Source organism: Streptomyces sp. NPDC088350 (genome assembly GCF_044753545.1).
Classification (GTDB): domain Bacteria; phylum Actinomycetota; class Actinomycetes; order Streptomycetales; family Streptomycetaceae; genus Streptomyces.
In genome coordinates, this window is the sequence record NZ_JBIVNL010000007.1 from 401132 (window position 1) to 418543 (window position 17412).

12 protein-coding genes are annotated in these 17412 nt (G+C 70.5%); 10 read left to right on the forward strand and 2 right to left on the reverse strand.

Annotated features, from left to right (window positions below; genetic code table 11):
- The first annotated feature begins 227 nt into the window (after positions 1-227).
- Positions 228-650 (forward strand): Rieske 2Fe-2S domain-containing protein, encoded by a 423-nt coding sequence (locus tag ACIQBL_RS26510; protein ID WP_401945459.1) that lies wholly within the window; start codon positions 228-230, stop codon positions 648-650.
- A gap of 35 nt (positions 651-685) precedes the next feature.
- Here ACIQBL_RS26510 and ACIQBL_RS26515 read toward each other — a convergent pair whose 3' ends face one another.
- Together ACIQBL_RS26515 and ACIQBL_RS26520 are read right to left on the reverse strand one after the other, a co-directional pair.
- Entirely contained in the window at positions 686-1633 is a 948-nt protein-coding gene (locus ACIQBL_RS26515; protein WP_401945461.1) for a hypothetical protein, read from the reverse strand.
- A 214-nt stretch (positions 1634-1847) separates the two neighbouring features.
- The gene (locus tag ACIQBL_RS26520; protein WP_401945462.1) at positions 1848-2219 is read right to left on the reverse strand and encodes a response regulator transcription factor; all 372 of its coding nucleotides are present in this window, start codon (positions 2217-2219) and stop codon (positions 1848-1850) included.
- A 172-nt stretch (positions 2220-2391) separates the two neighbouring features.
- Between ACIQBL_RS26520 and ACIQBL_RS26525 the strand changes: the two genes are divergently transcribed.
- From ACIQBL_RS26525 to gap, 9 genes are all read left to right on the forward strand, one after another.
- Positions 2392-3801 (forward strand): ABC transporter substrate-binding protein, encoded by a 1410-nt coding sequence (locus ACIQBL_RS26525; protein ID WP_401945463.1) that lies wholly within the window; start codon positions 2392-2394, stop codon positions 3799-3801.
- 297 nt (positions 3802-4098) lie between these two features.
- On the forward strand, positions 4099-6729 hold the full coding sequence (locus ACIQBL_RS26530; RefSeq protein WP_401945793.1) for a nitrate- and nitrite sensing domain-containing protein: 2631 nt from the start codon (positions 4099-4101) through the stop codon (positions 6727-6729).
- A gap of 309 nt (positions 6730-7038) precedes the next feature.
- A complete protein-coding gene (locus ACIQBL_RS26535; RefSeq protein ID WP_401945465.1) occupies positions 7039-7710 on the forward strand; it encodes a response regulator in 672 nt (223 codons plus the stop codon).
- Between the two features lie 122 nt (positions 7711-7832).
- Positions 7833-9902, forward strand: a complete 2070-nt coding sequence (uvrC, locus tag ACIQBL_RS26540; RefSeq protein WP_401945466.1) for an excinuclease ABC subunit UvrC — start codon at positions 7833-7835, stop codon at positions 9900-9902.
- The gene (gene rapZ / locus ACIQBL_RS26545; RefSeq protein ID WP_401945468.1) at positions 9899-10903 is read left to right on the forward strand and encodes an RNase adapter RapZ; all 1005 of its coding nucleotides are present in this window, start codon (positions 9899-9901) and stop codon (positions 10901-10903) included. Before uvrC ends, rapZ begins: the two co-directional genes overlap by 4 nt.
- Positions 10900-11967 (forward strand): uridine diphosphate-N-acetylglucosamine-binding protein YvcK, encoded by a 1068-nt coding sequence (gene yvcK, locus ACIQBL_RS26550; protein ID WP_401945470.1) that lies wholly within the window; start codon positions 10900-10902, stop codon positions 11965-11967. Before rapZ ends, yvcK begins: the two co-directional genes overlap by 4 nt.
- Positions 11958-12947 carry a DNA-binding protein WhiA gene (gene whiA / locus ACIQBL_RS26555; RefSeq protein WP_019067568.1) on the forward strand — a complete coding sequence of 330 codons (990 nt, stop codon included), beginning with the start codon at positions 11958-11960 and terminating at the stop codon, positions 12945-12947. The genes yvcK and whiA overlap by 10 nt, the downstream gene beginning before the upstream one ends.
- Before the next feature lie 161 nt (positions 12948-13108).
- Positions 13109-16066, forward strand: a complete 2958-nt coding sequence (locus ACIQBL_RS26560; RefSeq protein WP_401945472.1) for a M14 family zinc carboxypeptidase — start codon at positions 13109-13111, stop codon at positions 16064-16066.
- Between the two features lie 189 nt (positions 16067-16255).
- Positions 16256-17266 (forward strand): type I glyceraldehyde-3-phosphate dehydrogenase, encoded by a 1011-nt coding sequence (gene gap / locus ACIQBL_RS26565; RefSeq protein ID WP_401945474.1) that lies wholly within the window; start codon positions 16256-16258, stop codon positions 17264-17266.
- The last annotated feature ends 146 nt before the right edge of the window (positions 17267-17412 follow it).

Genomic DNA, 17412 nt, shown 5'->3' on the forward strand with positions numbered 1-17412 from the left:
TTCTGACCGGGAACGTATCCCATCCGCCGCTCGACGTAAACGCTTGCGCAAACGTTTACGTACCGTGAGCGCCGTCCGGCGAACCCACCGCAAAGCGGGCGGAACCGTACGGGTATCGTCGCCCGGAACCGACCCCTGAACAGCCCGAACAGCCCGAACAGCCCGAACAGCCCGAACAGCCCGAACAGCCCGAACAGACTGAACAGCGCGAACAACTGGAGACCCGCATGTCCGGCCGCCCCGCCCCCAGCCGTCGTACCGTCCTGCGCGGAGCGGCCCTCACGCCCGTCGCCGGGCTCGGACTCACCGCCTGCTCGGGCGGCGGCTCAGGGGCCTCCGCGACGCCGACCGCACCCGTGGAACTCGGCGCGGAGAGCGAGGTCGCCAAGGGGGGCGCCAAGCTCTACCGGGATCACAACGTCGTCGTCAGCCGGGCCGCGAACGGCACCCTCAAGGCGTACAGCACGATCTGCACGCACGCGCAGTGCCCCATCAACAAGCTGGACGGCACGACTCTGGTCTGCCCGTGCCACGGCAGCCAGTTCGACGCCACGACCGGCAAGGTACTGCAGGCCCCGGCCACCGAGCCGTTGCGGGAGCTGACGGTGACGGCCGAGAACGGCAGGATCGTCGCGGGCCCGCGCGCCTGACCCGCACGGCGTCCGGCCCTAGCCAGCTGGGCGGCTCACTCCCAGTCCCAGCCGATCCCCACGATCCCCGACCGCATCCGAGGCTCGACGAGGTGCACCGAGTGGTGCCCTCCGGCCAGGCGCAGTTCCTGACGGCCGTTGCGCGGGGCCGCCGCCGAGTGCTGGGTGAAACGGTGGCAGCGCACCGGCAGCGCGTTCTCGTCGAAACTGACCTGAAGCGCGTACTGGCCGCCCGCGATGCCGACGTCACGGACGTACTCGCGGGAGACGCCGGCGGTGCCGTCCTCGACGCCGTAGCGGAAGAGGAACGTATCTCCCGAGCGCAATCGCGTGCCGAAGAGGAGCTCGGCGACCAGCACGCCGGTGTCGTGGTGGCGGCGGACGCGGCCCGTGCGGCAGTTCTCCAGGGCGTGCACGGCCATGCGGTCCGGGACGCAGCCCGGGTCGCCGTAGTGGACGGCCACGAAGCGGTCGACGCCGTCGCGGTGGGCGCGCACTATGTGCTGCGACTCACGGCCCGTCAGTTCGCGATGGGCGCCGATGCGCACGCGCTCGTGGTGTCCCAGGGTGTGCAGGCCGCTGTCGAGCGACGACTCCAGCTCGGCCAGCAGTTCCTCCAGGACGCCCGAGGCCTCGACGAAGGAGCGGTACGAGCGGGCCGCCGGGCGCTGTGCGACCGCCCGTTCCTCGGCCTCGGCGAGCAGCCGGATCAGTGACTCCTCCGGGAGCTGGAGAATCTCCTCCAGCGCCCGTACGGCCCGCAGCGACTCGGGGCGCTGTGGGCGGCGGGCGCCCTGCTGCCAGTAACTCAGGCTGGTGACGCCGACCTTGACCCCGTAGCGCGTGAGGTGGTGCTGGACGCGCTGCAGGGGCAGTCCGCGGGCGGCGATGGCGGCGCGCAGCGCGACGTGGAAGGGGCCGCCGCGCAGGACCGAGTCCAGCTCCGCGGTGGCGACGTCCGCCTGCTGTGTGGCGTGCGGCATGCAGGGGCCCTTTCTGTGAATGTTCACAACGGCTGGTCAGGCCGTTCACGCGGGTTGCTTTCGGGGCCCCCGTCGGCGCCGGAGAAGGGTCTTCACATCCGTACGCCGTCGTTCACGCCCCGACATCCCCCGCATTGAAGCGTGTTGACCAAGTCCCGACAACACCTGTCGCCCATCGGGCATATGTGACCTGGCCGAGTCGCGACGGGTGGTCTCACGGTGGCGTGGGCGGCCCGGCGTCCCTCAGTACGTCCCTGATCGCCCGCGCGGACAGGGTCGACTTGTGCAGGAAACCGCGCGCGGGACTGGCGGCGATGAGTTCCTGGAAGTCCTCCCGGGAGTGGGTCGAGATGAGGATCACCGCCGGTACGCTGCCCACCAGCCGGCGCGCGACGTCGAAGCCGTTCTCGCCGTCGAGGTCGAGATCGACCAGGGCGACGTCAGGGGCCGTCTCCCGGGCCTGGGAGACGGCGTCCGCGCCCGTCGAGGCGATACCGACGACTTCCACCCCGCCGCGTTCCAGCAGGGCGCGAGCCGCCTCCAGGAACCGGGCGCTGTCGTCGACGAGGAGACAGCGCAGCGACATGTGCACAGCTTGCCAACGAGCGGTCGGTCGCGCCTTCCAGCTAGCCGGAAAGTGCTGAAGTCCCGTGGCGTGAAAGGAGGTTCTCGTGCACGCAGGGCGATGGCGGGGCGACGGGCGGTAGCATGGCGGCGCCCTGGGGGGACCGAGTCGTGTGGTCGAGTGGGGGTGTGCCATGAACGGTACGAGCGCCACGCGCGCGTGGCCCGGAGTCCGTCGGCTTCGCGAGGCCCGTCGGGTTCGTGGAAACCTGGCCCCCTGGGTGGTGTGCGCGGCCCTGCTGCTGGCCGCGTGCGACAGCGGCGGGAGCGACGCCAAGGGGGCGAGCGCGTCCCCGAAGGACACCACCTGCGATGGGAGGATCAACGGCACCGCGCACATCACGGTGTGGTTCCACGCGGGCCCCAGCGGCGAGTTCACCACGCTGCGGAACCAGGTGAAGGACTTCAACAGGGCGCAGAAGCAGGTGCGGGTCGAGCTGGTCACCCTCCCGGAGAACCGTGCCTACACCGACCTGGTGCTCTCCGCCGCGGCCAGCGGGGACCTGCCCGACCTCCTCGACTTCGACGGGCCCAACCTCTACAGCTACGCCTGGTCGGGCAAGCTCCGGCCGATCGACTCCTGTGTCCCCGCGAGCGTCCGCGCCGACCTGTTGCCGACGATCCGTCAACAGGGCACCTACGCGGGCAGGTTGTGGGGTATCGGCACCTTCGACTCCGGCATGGGCCTGTATGTGCGCAAGTCGGTCCTGAAGAAGGCCGGTGTGCGCATTCCGACCGGCCCCAAGGACGCCTGGACGGCCTCCGAACTGACCGGCATCCTCCGTACGTTGCGTACCCAGGGCTACAAGGCACCCCTGGACCTGCGGCTCGTCTACTCGCAGCCCGGCCAGGAGTGGAACACGTACGGCTTCGCGCCCGCCGTGTGGTCGGCCGGCGGCGACCTGATCGAGCCCGGGAACCACCGCACCGCCAACGGCTATGTGAACGGCCCCGGTTCGGTCAAGGCGCTCACCGTCATGCAGAACTGGGCCAAGGCGGGGCTCGTCGACATGGTCAAGGACGACAAGGCGTTCGTCAGTGGCCGCAGCGCGATCTCCTGGTGCGGGCACTGGGTGTACCCGGAGTTCGACAAGGCGTTCCCCGGGGACGTCGCGATCGTCCCGCTGCCCGACTTCGGACAGGGCACCGTCACCGGCATGGGCTCCTTCCAGTGGGGCGTCCCGGCGGGCAACGCGGACGGCGACGCCGTATGGCGCTTCCTGTCCTTCCTGCTGCGGCCCGACCAGGTGCACCGCATGACCGTGGCCAACGGGGCGATCCCGGCGACCCGAAGCGCGGTCAAGCTGTCGCCGCAGTACGCGCCCGGCGGCGCCGAGCATCTCTTCATCGAGCAGCTCCAGGACGGAGTGGCCCGCCCCAGGCCGCAGACGCCCGCCTATCCGGCGATCACCGACGCCTTCTCCCGGGCCTTCGCGAAGATCATCTTCGACCGGGCGCCGGTCAGGGCCACCCTCGACGAGGCCGCCAGGAAGATCGACAAGGACCTCGCGGCGCACGACGGCTATCCGCCGAACACGTCGTGAAAACGGGCGCCACGCGTGCGTGCCCCGCTTCGATCCTCCTGATACCTCGTCAAGACCCTGACGATCATGGCCGGTTCGGGGCAGGCTGGGCACGTGACCGACCACCGCCGCTATCCACCGCCCACCGGCCGCTGAGAGCCCACCGTGCGCCGCCCCCGGTCCCCGGGCCCGCTCCGTAGGGTGCGTGCGGCGCGCCGCCCCGAGCCCGGCCTCTCCGCGTCCCCGGTGCGGCGCGGCTCCCGGCCCGCCCGTCTCGGGATCCCCTTCCTCGCCCGGCTGCGTGTCGGGCGCAAGCTGATGCTCCTGGTGCTGCTCCCGGTGACCGGCATGCTGGCGTTCACCGTGTTCGGCGCCGTCTCGCAATGGCGGGACGCCCGGACGATGCGGGACTTCCGTACGGCGACCGAGCTGTCGTTCAGGGTCACGGCGCTGACCGACGCCGTCGCCAGGGAACGGATCGCCGCCGTGAAGGCACGGCTGCGTCCCGGACCGGCGGCACTGAAGGAACGTTCCGGTGCGCGGCGCGCCACCGACCGCGCCCTGAACGCCGCCTTCCAGGGCACGGCCGGCTGGACCGGGCAGCCCGACGTGCGGGGCCGGCTCGACGCGCGGAACCGTCAACTCCGCGCCCTGCGACTGCAGATCGGGACCGGCTCCCTCACCGCACCCCAACTCGCCGACCAGTACGACACGATCGAGAACGACCTCCTGGAGACGGCCGCCACACTGGAGTCCGGCCGTCCGACCCGCGGGTCGGGGCAGGCGGCGGACGCCCACATCGCGCTCCTGAACGCCATCGAGGCCGCCGAACGCGAACGCACCGAACTGGCCGTGCTCTTCGCCACCCCGAACGCCCCGCACGCCATCGCGACGGACCGTTGGCCGGCCCTGGAGAAGGCCCTCCTGGACGACTTCCGCCAGACCGCCCCCGCCGACCTCAGGAGCAGGCTGTACGTCGTCCTCCTCCAGCACCCCGGCCTCGTCGTCCGCAAGACCCGCGAGACCCTCGCCGACCCGCACACCGACAGGAACGCCTGGCCGTCGTACGACAGTTGGCTGACCGCCTCGACCCGGCGCATCGAGGCACTGCGCGTCATCCAGCGCCGGACCGCCGCCGGACTGGGCCGTGACGCCGAGAGCGACCTCGACACCGCGCGGGAGCGGGAGACGCGCGACCTCAGCGTGTCGCTGGCCGTGCTGGCCGCCGTCACAGGCCTCGCGCTGACCCTGCGCCTGTCGATCACCCGCCCGCTGAGCGAGGTGTCCGCGGGCGCCAGGGCCCTGTCCGACGGCGACCTGTCGTACGACATCCGGTACACGGGCCGGGACGAACTCGGCGCCGTCGCCGACACGTTCCGCGAACTGAGGGTCACCACCGAGCGGCTCGCCGCCGAGATCGACACCATGAACACGGCGATCGACGACAACCGGCTCGGCCACCGCGCGGACGTCGCCGCGTTCGAGGGGACGTGGGCACACCTGCTGGACGGCATGAACGGCACCATGGCGTCCTTCGCCGCCGCGCACGGACGCCGCCGCCAGGCCGAGCGGGAGCTGGCGGGCATCTTCCGCCTCTCCCTCGACCTGCTGTGCATCGCGGGACTCGACGGCTACTTCAAGCGCGTGAACCCCGCCTTCGAGCGGACCCTCGGCCACTCCGCCGCGTCACTGCTGGACAGACCGTGGCTGGAGTTCGTGCACCCGGAGGACCGGGCACGCACGCGTGCCGCCCTCGCCCGGCTGGCGAGCGGCGTCGAACTGGCCGAGTTCGAGAACCGCTTCCTCCGGGACGACGGCACCGAACGCTGGCTCCAGTGGAGCGCCCGCCCGGTCACCGGAGAGGGCCTGATCTACGCCGCCGCCCGTGACGTCACCGAGAGCCGCCGCGCCGCCCGCGAACAGAGCGCGCTGCGCCGGGTCGCCACCCTCGTCGCGCGCGGGGTGCCACCGCCCGAGGTGTTCTCCGAGGTCGCCGACCAGGTGGGCAAGGTCCTGAGCAGCGGCTCCGCCGCGGTCCTGCGCTACGGCGCCGACGGAGCCGCCACCGTCCTGGGTTCCGCCCACCGCCCCGCCGCCGAGGCCGAGGTGGCCGCCGCCGCGGAGGTGGCGCGCACCGCGTGCCCCGCGCGCGTGGGCCGCTCGGTGGGTGCCCCCATCGTCGTGGACGACCGGCTGTGGGGCGCCGTCGTGGCGTCCGTCGCCGGACCCGAACCGCTGCCCCCGGACACCGAGTCCCGGCTCGCGGACTTCACCGAACTCGTCGCCACCGCCCTCGCCAACGCCGACAGCCGCGACCAGCTCACGGCGTCACGCGCGCGTGTGGTGGCCGCCGGGGACGCCTCCAGACGCCGTATCGAACGCGATCTGCACGACGGTGTCCAACAGCGGATCGTCTCGCTCCAACTCGACCTGAGGACGGCCCAGTCGATGCTGGAGGAGCAGTCGGAGGAACTCGCCGGGCAGCTGGACCACATCGCCAAGGGCCTGGACGACGCCTTCGCCGACCTGTTGCAGGTCGCGCGCGGCATCCACCCCGCGATCCTCTCCAAAGGCGGCCTGGGCCCGGCCCTGCGCGCGCTGGCCCGCCGCTCCGCCGTCCCCGTCGAACTCGATCTGCGGCTGCCCTCCGGCCGCCTCCCGGAACAGACGGAGGTCGCCGTCTACTACGTGACCTCCGAGTGCCTCACCAACGCCGCCAAGCACGCGCGCGCGAGCTTCGTGCGGGTGTCGGCGCGGGTCGAGGACGACGTCCTGGAGGTGACGATCGCCGATGACGGAGCGGGGGGCGCCGACCTCGGCAACGGTTCCGGGCTCATCGGACTCGTCGACCGCGTCGAGGCGATCGGCGGCAGGCTCCGCGTCAACAGCCCACCCGGAGAGGGCACGACCCTCACGGTACGACTGCCGCTGCCCCGGAGGGACATGTGACCGCCCGAGGCGTACGCGAGGGGTCCAGGTCGGGGGAGCCGTGGACTCGGTGACGTCGCGTACGCCTCGGGCGGTCTCCTCGGACGGAGAGGCGACCGTCCGGCTCCAGGGGTGCCGCGAGGGTCGGACCTGTCGCTCTCGCCCGAGGAGACCGGTCCGCTCGCATCCGCACGGCTACGAGAATCGCTCGGACGCGGCCCCCTGTCGTCACTGCCACCCCCCAATTCCCGTACCCGCTAGCCGTACCCGACCCGGTCCGGCAGGCTGTGCGTGGCGCACCGCACCGGTCGGGCAGGGGGAGCCGTGACGATGGACGCATCGCAGCAGACCGCGCGGGGACGGGTCGTCCTTGCCGACGACGACGTCCTGCTCAGGGAGGGCCTGGCGAGCCTCTGCGAGCGCCTGGGGTTCGAGGTGGCAGGCCAGGCCGGCGACGCGGAACGGCTCCTTGAACTGGTCGGCGCCGAGCGGCCCGACCTCGCGATCGTCGACATCAGGATGCCGCCCGACCACTCCACCGAGGGTCTGAAGGCGGCCCGCACGATCCGTGAGCGCCATCCCGGCACCGGCATCCTCGTCCTCTCGGCGTACGTCGAGGTGGAGGAGGCCCTGGAGCTGCTGGCCGGCGGGCACAAGGTCGGGTATCTCCTGAAGAGCCGCGTCACGGTCGTCGACGATTTCATCGAGGCCCTCGACCGCATCCACAAGGGCGGCTCTGTCGTCGACCCCTCCCTGGTGCACGAGCTGTTCTCGGCGCGGCGCAGGGACGACCCGCTGTCCTTCCTCAGCGCCCGCGAGCGCGAGGTCCTGTCGCTGATGGCGGAGGGCCGCTCGAACGCCGGCATCGGCCGCCGGCTGTGGGTCACCGAGGGGACCGTCGAGAAGCACGTCCGCAGCATCCTGGGCAAACTCCGTCTTCCGGAAGCCTCCGACGACCACCGCCGTGTCCTCGCCGTTCTCACGTTTCTGGAGTCCCGATAGGAGTTCCGACAAGCGTTCCGGTAGGCGTTCCGGCAGGACTTCCACCGGGAGTTCCGCCGGGCGCGGTCGGCGTTGTCCACAGCCCCGCCGCACTGTCACCCCGCGCCAGTAGGGTGTGAAACATGGCCGATCCCTCCAGCTACCGCCCCAGGCCGGGAGAGATCCCGGACTCGCCCGGGGTCTACAAGTTCCGCGACGAGCACCGCCGGGTGATCTACGTCGGAAAGGCCAAGAGCCTGCGCCAGCGCCTGGCGAACTACTTCCAGGACCTGGCCGGACTCCACCCGCGCACGCGCACGATGGTCACCACGGCCGCGTCAGTGGAGTGGACGGTGGTGTCCACGGAGGTCGAGGCCCTCCAGCTGGAGTACTCCTGGATCAAGGAGTACGACCCCCGCTTCAACGTCAAGTACCGCGACGACAAGAGCTACCCGTACCTCGCGGTGACGATGAACGAGGAGTACCCGCGCGTACAGGTGATGCGCGGTCACAAGAAGAAGGGCGTCCGCTACTTCGGGCCCTACGGACACGCGTGGGCGATCCGCGACACCGTGGACCTCCTGCTGCGGGTGTTCCCCGTCCGCACCTGCTCGGCCGGCGTCTTCAAGAACGCCACCCGCACCGGCCGCCCCTGCCTGCTCGGCTACATCGGCAAGTGCTCCGCCCCCTGCGTCGGCCGTGTCTCCGACGAGGAACACCGCGAACTGGCCGAGGAGTTCTGCGACTTCATGGCCGGCCGCACCGGCACGTACATCCGCCGCCTGGAGACGCGGATGACGGACGCCGCCGAGGAGATGGAGTACGAGCGGGCGGCCCGCCTGCGCGACGACATCGAGGCCCTGCGCAAGGCCATGGAGAAGAGCGCGGTCGTCCTCGCCGACGCGACCGACGCCGACCTGATCGCGGTCGCCGAGGACGAGCTGGAGGCGGCCGTCCAGATCTTCCACGTCCGCGGCGGACGCGTGCGCGGCCAGCGCGGCTGGGTCACCGACAAGGTCGAGGACGTCACCACCGCGGCCCTCGTCGAACACGCCCTCCAGCAGCTCTACGGCGAGGAGACCGGGGACTCCGTCCCCAAGGAGGTCCTCGTACCGGCCCTGCCCGACCCGGTGGAGCCGGTCCAGCAGTGGCTGACGGACCGGCGCGGGTCGAACGTGTCGCTGCGCATCCCGCAGCGCGGCGACAAGAAGTCCCTCATGGAGACCGTCGCGCGCAACGCCCAGCAGTCGCTGATCCTCCACAAGACCAAGCGCGCCTCCGACCTCACCACCCGCTCACGCGCCCTGGAGGAGATCTCCGAGGCCCTCGACCTGGACAGCGCCCCCCTCAGGATCGAGTGCTACGACATCTCGCACCTCCAGGGCGACGACGTCGTCGCGTCGATGGTGGTCTTCGAGGACGGGCTGTCGCGCAAGAGCGAGTACCGCCGCTTCCAGATCAAGGGTCGGGTCGGAGACACGCAGGTCTGGCACGGCGAGGGCCAGGACGACGTCCGCTCCATGCACGAGGTGATCGCCCGCCGCTTCCGGCGTTATCTCGCCGAGAAGGAGAAGACGGGGGAGTGGGCGGACGGTGACGAGCTGAAGGACGAGGAGGGCCGTCCCAAACGGTTCGCCTATCCGCCGCAGCTCGTGGTGGTCGACGGCGGGCAGCCGCAGGTCGCCGCCGCCAAACGGGCCCTCGACGAACTGGGCATCGACGACATCGCCGTGTGCGGACTCGCCAAGCGACTGGAGGAGGTCTGGCTGCCCGGCGAGGACGACCCGGTGGTGCTGCCCCGCACCAGCGAGGGCCTCTACCTCCTCCAGCGCGTCCGCGACGAGGCCCACCGCTTCGCGATCACCTACCAGCGCGCCAAGCGCGCCAAGCGGTTCCGGGCGAGCCCCCTGGACGACGTGCCCGGACTCGGCGAGACCCGCAAGCAGGCGCTGATCAAGCACTTCGGTTCGGTGAAGAAGCTGCGATCCGCCACAATCGATCAGATCTGCGAGGTTCCGGGCATAGGTCGCAAGACCGCCGAGACCATCGCGGTGGCCCTCGCCCAGGCGGCCCCGGCCGCACCCGCCGTCAACACGGCGACTGGAGAGATCATGGATGACATGGAAGACGGGACACCCAAGACGACGGAGGGTGCCCCAGGGGAGCCCGTACCCGCGGGAGCCCCGGACGAGCGACGGGGGCAGGAGACATGAGCGAACAAGAGAAGCAGCCCACAGCGGACCGAGATCGCACGCACAAGGAAACCGGCGACGATCAGGCCTCGCAGCAGGCGGTCCAGGACGACGGAGCACAGGTGAGCACGGACAGCACGACAGCCGGGGTGCCCGAGGCGGCCATCCCCGAGCTGGTGATCATCTCCGGCATGTCCGGGGCCGGGCGGTCCACGGCCGCCAAGTGTCTGGAGGACCTCGGCTGGTTCGTCGTCGACAACCTCCCGCCCGCCCTCATCCCCACCATGGTGGAGCTGGGTGCCCGCTCCCAGGGCAACGTGGCCCGGATCGCGGTCGTCGTCGACGTACGCGGACGGCGCTTCTTCGACAACCTCCGCGAGTCCCTCGCCGACCTGGAGTCCAAGAGCGTCACCCGGCGGATCGTCTTCCTGGAGTCCTCCGACGACGCCCTGGTGCGCCGCTTCGAGTCGGTGCGTCGCCCTCACCCCCTCCAGGGCGACGGCCGCATCGTCGACGGCATCGACGCCGAGCGCGAACTGCTGCGCGAACTGCGCGGCGACGCCGACCTCGTCATCGACACCTCCAGCCTCAACGTCCACGAACTGCGCGCCAAGATGGACGCCCAGTTCGCCGGCGAGGAGGAGCCCGAACTGCGGGCCACCGTCATGTCCTTCGGCTTCAAGTACGGCCTCCCTGTCGACGCCGACCTCGTCGCCGACATGCGCTTCCTGCCCAACCCGCACTGGATCCCGGAACTGCGCCCCTTCAACGGCCTCAACGAGGAGGTGTCGGCGTACGTCTTCAACCAGCCCGGCGCCAAGGAGTTCCTCGACCGGTACGCCGAGCTGCTCCGGCTCATCGCGGCCGGCTACCGGCGTGAGGGCAAGCGGTACGTGACGATCGCGATCGGCTGCACCGGCGGCAAGCACCGCTCGGTCGCCACGGCGGAGAAGCTCGCCGCGCGGCTCGTGGCCGAAGGCGTGGAGACGGTGGTCGTACACCGGGACATGGGACGGGAATGACGGGACGTAGCCCACGGCTGGGCAGGCTGCGCCGCGTGGTGCCCGAAGGACGTACGACCCGGCCCGTCGAGGCCCGCGGCGGCAGGCCGCGCCGGCGCGGCACCCAGCCCAAGGTGGTCGCCCTCGGCGGCGGCATGGGACTGTCCGCCTCGCTCACCGCACTGCGCCGGATCACCGGAGACCTCACCGCCGTCGTCACCGTGGCCGACGACGGCGGATCCAGCGGCCGGCTGCGCGACGAACTGGGCGTGCTGCCCCCGGGCGACCTGCGCAAGGCCCTCGCCGCGCTGTGCGGCGACGACGACTGGGGCCAGACCTGGGCCCGGGTCATCCAGCACCGTTTCCAGTCCAAGGGCGACCTGCACGAGCACGCGGTCGGCAATCTGCTGATCGTCGCCCTGTGGGAGCAGCTGGGCGACCACGTCCAGGCCCTCGACCTGGTCGGCAAGCTGCTCGGCGCGCACGGGCGCGTGCTGCCCATGTCCGCCGTACCGCTGGAGCTCCAGGCCCTGGTCAAGGGGCACGACCCGGCGCGGCCCGACGACGTCGACACCGTGCGGGGGCAGGCGACCGTGGCGCTCACGCCCGGTGAGGTGCAGTCCGTGCACCTGGTGCCGCACGACCCGCCGGCCGTGCCCGAGGCCGTAGCCGCCGTCCTCGACGCGGACTGGGTGGTCCTCGGTCCCGGCTCCTGGTTCTCGTCGGTGATCCCGCACCTGCTGGTGCCGGAACTGCTCGACGCGCTCACCGAGACGAAGGCGCGCCGGGTACTCTCCCTGAACCTCGCGCCGCAGCCCGGAGAAACCGATGGCTTCTCCCCGCAGCGTCATTTGGAGGTTTTGGGACGACACGCCCCTAAACTCGCCCTGGACGTGGTGCTGGCCGACGAGGCCGCCGTGCCCGATCGCGCGTCGCTCACCGAAGCCGCCAAGCGGCTGGACGCCGCGGTCGAGCTGGCGCCGGTGGCTCGGACCGACGGTACTCCAAGGCACGATCCGGAGCTGTTGGCCGCCGCGTACGACCGTATTTTTCGGATGCATGGAAGGATCGGCCCATGGCGATGACGGCAGCGGTGAAGGATGAGATCTCCCGGCTCCCCGTCACCCGGACCTGCTGCAGGAAGGCGGAGGTCTCCGCCATTCTGCGGTTCGCCGGAGGCCTCCACCTGGTGAGCGGGCGCATCGTGATCGAGGCGGAGCTGGACACCGCGATGGCGGCGCGCCGGCTCAAGCGGGACATCCTGGAGATCTTCGGCCACAGTTCCGAACTGATCGTGATGGCGCCCGGCGGCCTGCGCCGCGGCTCCCGTTACGTCGTCCGGGTGGTCGCGGGCGGCGATCAGCTGGCCCGGCAGACGGGGCTCGTGGACGGCCGCGGACGCCCGATCCGGGGCCTGCCGCCGCAGGTGGTCTCGGGGGCCACCTGCGACGCGGAGGCGGCCTGGCGCGGCGCCTTCCTGGCCCACGGCTCGCTGACCGAGCCCGGCCGGTCCTCCTCCCTGGAGGTGACCTGCCCGGGTCCGGAGGCCGCGCTCGCCCTGGTCGGCGCCGCCCGCCGGCTGTCGATCGCGGCGAAGGCCCGTGAGGTGCGCGGGGTCGACCGGGTGGTCGTCCGCGACGGCGACGCGATCGGCGCCCTGCTCACCCGGCTCGGCGCGCACGAGTCGGTGCTGGCCTGGGAGGAGCGCCGGATGCGCCGCGAGGTCCGCGCCACGGCGAACCGGCTGGCCAACTTCGACGACGCCAACCTGCGCCGCTCGGCCCGCGCGGCCGTCGCCGCCGGCGCCCGTGTGCAGCGCGCGCTGGAGATCCTGGCCGACGAGGTCCCCGAGCACCTCGCCGCCGCAGGCCGCCTGCGCATGGACCACAAGCAGGCCTCCCTGGAGGAGCTGGGCGCGCTGGCCGACCCGCCGTTGACCAAGGACGCGGTGGCGGGCCGTATCCGCCGCCTGCTGGCGATGGCCGACAAGCGGGCGCAGGACCTGGGCATCCCGGGCACGGAGTCCAGCATCACGGAGGAGATGGCCGACAACATGGTCGGCTGACGATCTGTCTGCTGACGATCCCTCAACACGCCGGTGCGGATGCCCAGTCGGGGCGTCGGCACCGGCGTTCATATGTCCTTGAGGCACTCTTGACTCGATCATGAAGTGTCATGAGCCTGGCAACTGTTCGCCGTTGTGGCGAAGAATTGCTAGGGGGGTTCATGAGACACAGAGCGAGATCGATCCTCGCTGTCGGCGCGCTCCTGATCGCAGGGGCGAGCATCGCGCCGATCGCCCAGGCGCAGGGCGGGAGTTCCGCGAAGGCCGACCCCGACGAGGTCAAGGTCTTCCACGCCGATGTCACCCAGAAGCAGATACCCCTGCTCCTGAAGGCCGGCCAGGACGCGCACGAACTCGGCGACAACAAGTTCTCGGCCGCGGGCAAGACCTCCGTAGAGGTCTATTTGACCGACCGGCAGGCCCAGAAGCTGGAGAAGCAGGGCGTCGACCTCACCGAGCACACCCTTTCGGCCAAGGCCGAGACCCGCGTCGAGGACGCGGCGCAGGGCGTGTTCCGGCCGTACAGCGGAAGCGGCGGTCTGAAGGAGGAGATCGTCAGGACCGGGCAGGCCAACCCCGGGCTCACCAAGGTCGAGTCCATCGGGAAGACGATCGACGGCCAGGACATCCTCGCGCTCAAACTGACCAAGAACGCGAAGAAGACCAAGGACGGCTCCAAGCCCTCGGTGCTGTACGTGTCCAACCAGCACGCGCGTGAGTGGATCACGCCGGAAATGACCCGCCGGCTGATGCACTACTACCTGGACAACTACAAGACCGACAAGCGGATCAAGAAGATCGTCGACTCCACCGAGCTGTGGTTCGTGCTGTCCGCCAACCCGGACGGCTACGACTACACCTTCAAGAACTCCGACACCCGCCTGTGGCGCAAGAACCTGCGGGACGTCAACGGAGACGGCGTCATCTCCACCGGCGACGGCGTCGACCTCAACCGCAACTTCGCCTACAAGTGGGGCTACGACGACGAGGGTTCCTCCCCGAACCCCACGAGTGAGACCTACCGCGGCACGGCACCGGCCTCCGAGCCGGAGACCCAGGCGCTCGACAGCTTCGAGAAGCGGATCGGCTTCTCCTACGGCATCAACTACCACTCGGCCGCCGAACTGCTCCTCTACGGAGTCGGCTGGCAGGTGGCGACGCCGACCCCGGACGACGTCCTCTACAAGGCCCTCGCCGGCACCCCGGACAACCCGGCGATCCCCGGCTACCACTCGCAGGTCTCCTCGGAGCTGTACACGACCAACGGCGAGGCGGACGGACACGCCTCGAACATCAACGGCATGGCGATGTTCACCCCCGAGATGTCGACCTGCCAGACCGCGTCGAACATCGACCCGAACGACGCCTGGAACGCGGCCGACTGCCAGTCCGTCTTCAACTTCCCCGACGACGAGAAGCTGATCCAGGACGAGTTCGCGAAGAACATCCCCTTCGCGCTCTCCGTCGCCGAGACCGCCGCCCACCCCGACCAGCCGAAGTCGTCCGTCGGCCTCAGCGCCGCGGACTTCACCCCGGCCACCTTCCCGACGTCGTACGCGCGCGGCGCCGACCAGGAGGTCTCCGTCGTCGTACGGAAGTCCGTGCGCGACAAGGAGCTCAAGTACCGCGTCAACGGCGGCCGTACGCATGACGTGGCCCTCAAGCCCTGGAAGGGCGGCCGGACCTACGGCGGGCACGACAACCTGTACTTCGACGAGTACCGGGCCAAGGTCAAGGACGGGCACCCGGGCGACAAGGTCGAGGTGTGGTTCACCGGCGGGAAGAAGGCCGGGAAGCCCACCTCCAGCGCGCACTTCACCTACACGGTGGCCAAGAGGCCTGCCGCCGACACCCTCGTCGTCGCCGAGGAGGGCGCCGCCGCCACCCAGGCGCAGACCTACGTCGACGCGCTGACGGCGAACGGCCGCAAGGCGGTCGTCTGGGACGTCGCCACCCAGGGCGCGCCCGACGCGCTCGGCGTGCTCGACCACTTCAAGACGGTCGTCCACTACTCGGGCACCGCAGGACCGGGCAACGACACCCAGCTCCAGCTGCGCGCCTTCCTCAACGAGGGCGGCAAGCTGATCGAGGCCGGCGAGCGGGCCGGCGGCTCCGTCGACCTCGGCGACGGCACCCCCTCGAACGACTTCAGCCAGTACTACCTGGGCGCCTACTCACGTACGTCCACCCCCGGGGCCACCGGCTTCACCGGCTCCGGCAAGCTCGACGGCTTCATCGGACCGCTCAGCGGCGCGCCCGGCAACCCGCTGGACCGGGCGGGCACCTACAGCGTCACCTCCGACTCGCTGTCGCCCACCACGTATCCGCAGTTCGCGAGCGCGGGGGCGGGACAGTTCGCCGGGACGGTCAACCCGTACGGGCCCTACGCGGGCTCCTACATGGCCGCCGCCGTCCACACCGACGACGCCTACAAGCGCCTCACCCGCACCATCGACCTCACCGGGGTGAGCGCGGCCGACAAGCCCACGCTGCGCAGCGAGCTGCTGTGGGACACCGAGCCCGGCTACGACCACGCCGTGGTCGAGATCCACACCACCGGGGCCGACGACTGGACCACGCTCCCCGAGGCGGGCGGCGCCACCAGCACCGCCGTACCGGCGGAGTGCGAGGCCGGGTTCCTGGTCGCCGAGCACCCCTGGCTCAAGCACTACCTGACGGTCGCGAGCAGCGGCTGCACCGCGACCGGCTCCACCGGCTCGTGGAACAGCTTCACCGGCGCCTCCAACGGCTGGCAGCAGGTCAACTTCGACCTGAGTGCCTACGCCGGCAAGTCGGTCGAGGTGTCGCTCAGTTACATCACCGACCCGGGCACCGGCGGCCACGGCGTCCTCGCCGACGACGCCTCGCTCGTCGTCGGCGGCACGGCGACCCAGACCGAGGGCTTCGAGACCTCCCTCGGCGCCTGGAGCGTCACCGGACCGCCCCCGGGCAGCCCGGCGGTCCTGAAGGACTGGACCCGCACCGGAACCCTCTTCCAGACGTACGGCGCGATCACCACCGACCGGACCGTACTGCTGGGCTTCGGCCTGGAACAGGTCACCGCTCCCGCCGACCGCGCGGCCCTGCTCAAGAAGGCACTCGCGGCCCTCAAGAGCTGACTCGGTATGTCGATGTCATGAACATCAAGGGCGGTCCGTACCCCTACTGGCGGGTACGGGCCGCCCTGCCGTGTATGGGGCATCTCGATGTCACCCCGGACGCCTCAGGAGGGTAGGGTCGTAGGCGGTCGGGGACATCCCATACAACTCGCCGGCACTGAGCCGGCGTACCAACGAGGAGATCGGTTCGTGACGATCCGCGTAGGCATCAACGGCTTTGGCCGCATCGGTCGTAACTACTTCCGCGCGCTGCTGAAGCAGGGTGCTGACATCGAGATCGTGGCTGTCAACGACCTGGGTGACACCGCGACCACCGCTCACCTGCTCAAGTACGACACCATCCTGGGCCGCCTGCAGGCCGAGGTGTCGCACACCGCCGACACGATCACCGTCGACGGGCACACGATCAAGGTCCTGTCCGAGCGCAACCCCGCCGACATCCCGTGGGGCGACCTCGGTGTCGACATCGTCATCGAGTCGACCGGCATCTTCACGAAGAAGGCCGACGCCGAGAAGCACATCGCCGGCGGCGCCAAGAAGGTCCTCATCTCGGCTCCGGCCAAGGACGAGGACATCACCATCGTGATGGGCGTCAACCAGGACAAGTACGACGCGGCACAGCACCACGTCATCTCGAACGCCTCCTGCACCACCAACTGTGTGGCGCCGATGGCCAAGGTCCTCGACGAGAACTTCGGCATCGTCAAGGGCCTGATGACGACGGTCCACGCGTACACGAACGACCAGCGCATCCTGGACTTCCCGCACTCGGACCTGCGCCGCGCGCGTGCCGCCGCCGAGAACATCATCCCGACCACGACCGGTGCCGCCAAGGCCACCGCCCTGGTCCTCCCGCAGCTCAAGGGCAAGCTGGACGGCATCGCGATGCGCGTCCCGGTCCCGACCGGTTCGGCCACCGACCTGGTCGTGACGCTGCAGCGCGAGGTCACCAAGGACGAGGTCAACGCCGCGTTCAAGAAGGCCGCCGAGGACGGCGACCTCAAGGGTTACCTGTCCTACACCGAGGACCCGATCGTCTCCTCGGACATCGTCGGCGACCAGGCCTCCTGCACCTTCGACTCCCTCCTGACCATGGTCCAGGAGGGCAACACGGTGAAGATCCTCGGCTGGTACGACAACGAGTGGGGCTACTCCAACCGCCTCGTCGACCTCACGGTCTTCGTCGGCGGCCAGCTCTAACTCCCAGAGCAGGCAACTCGATGTGAGTCAGGGCTCGGGCAGCGCACTCCGCGCTGTCCGAGCCCTGTACTGCGTAGAGATCGATCGGCTACTACGTAGGGATCGATCAGCCCTCTCGGATCCGAAGAGCCCTCCCTAGGAGCCCC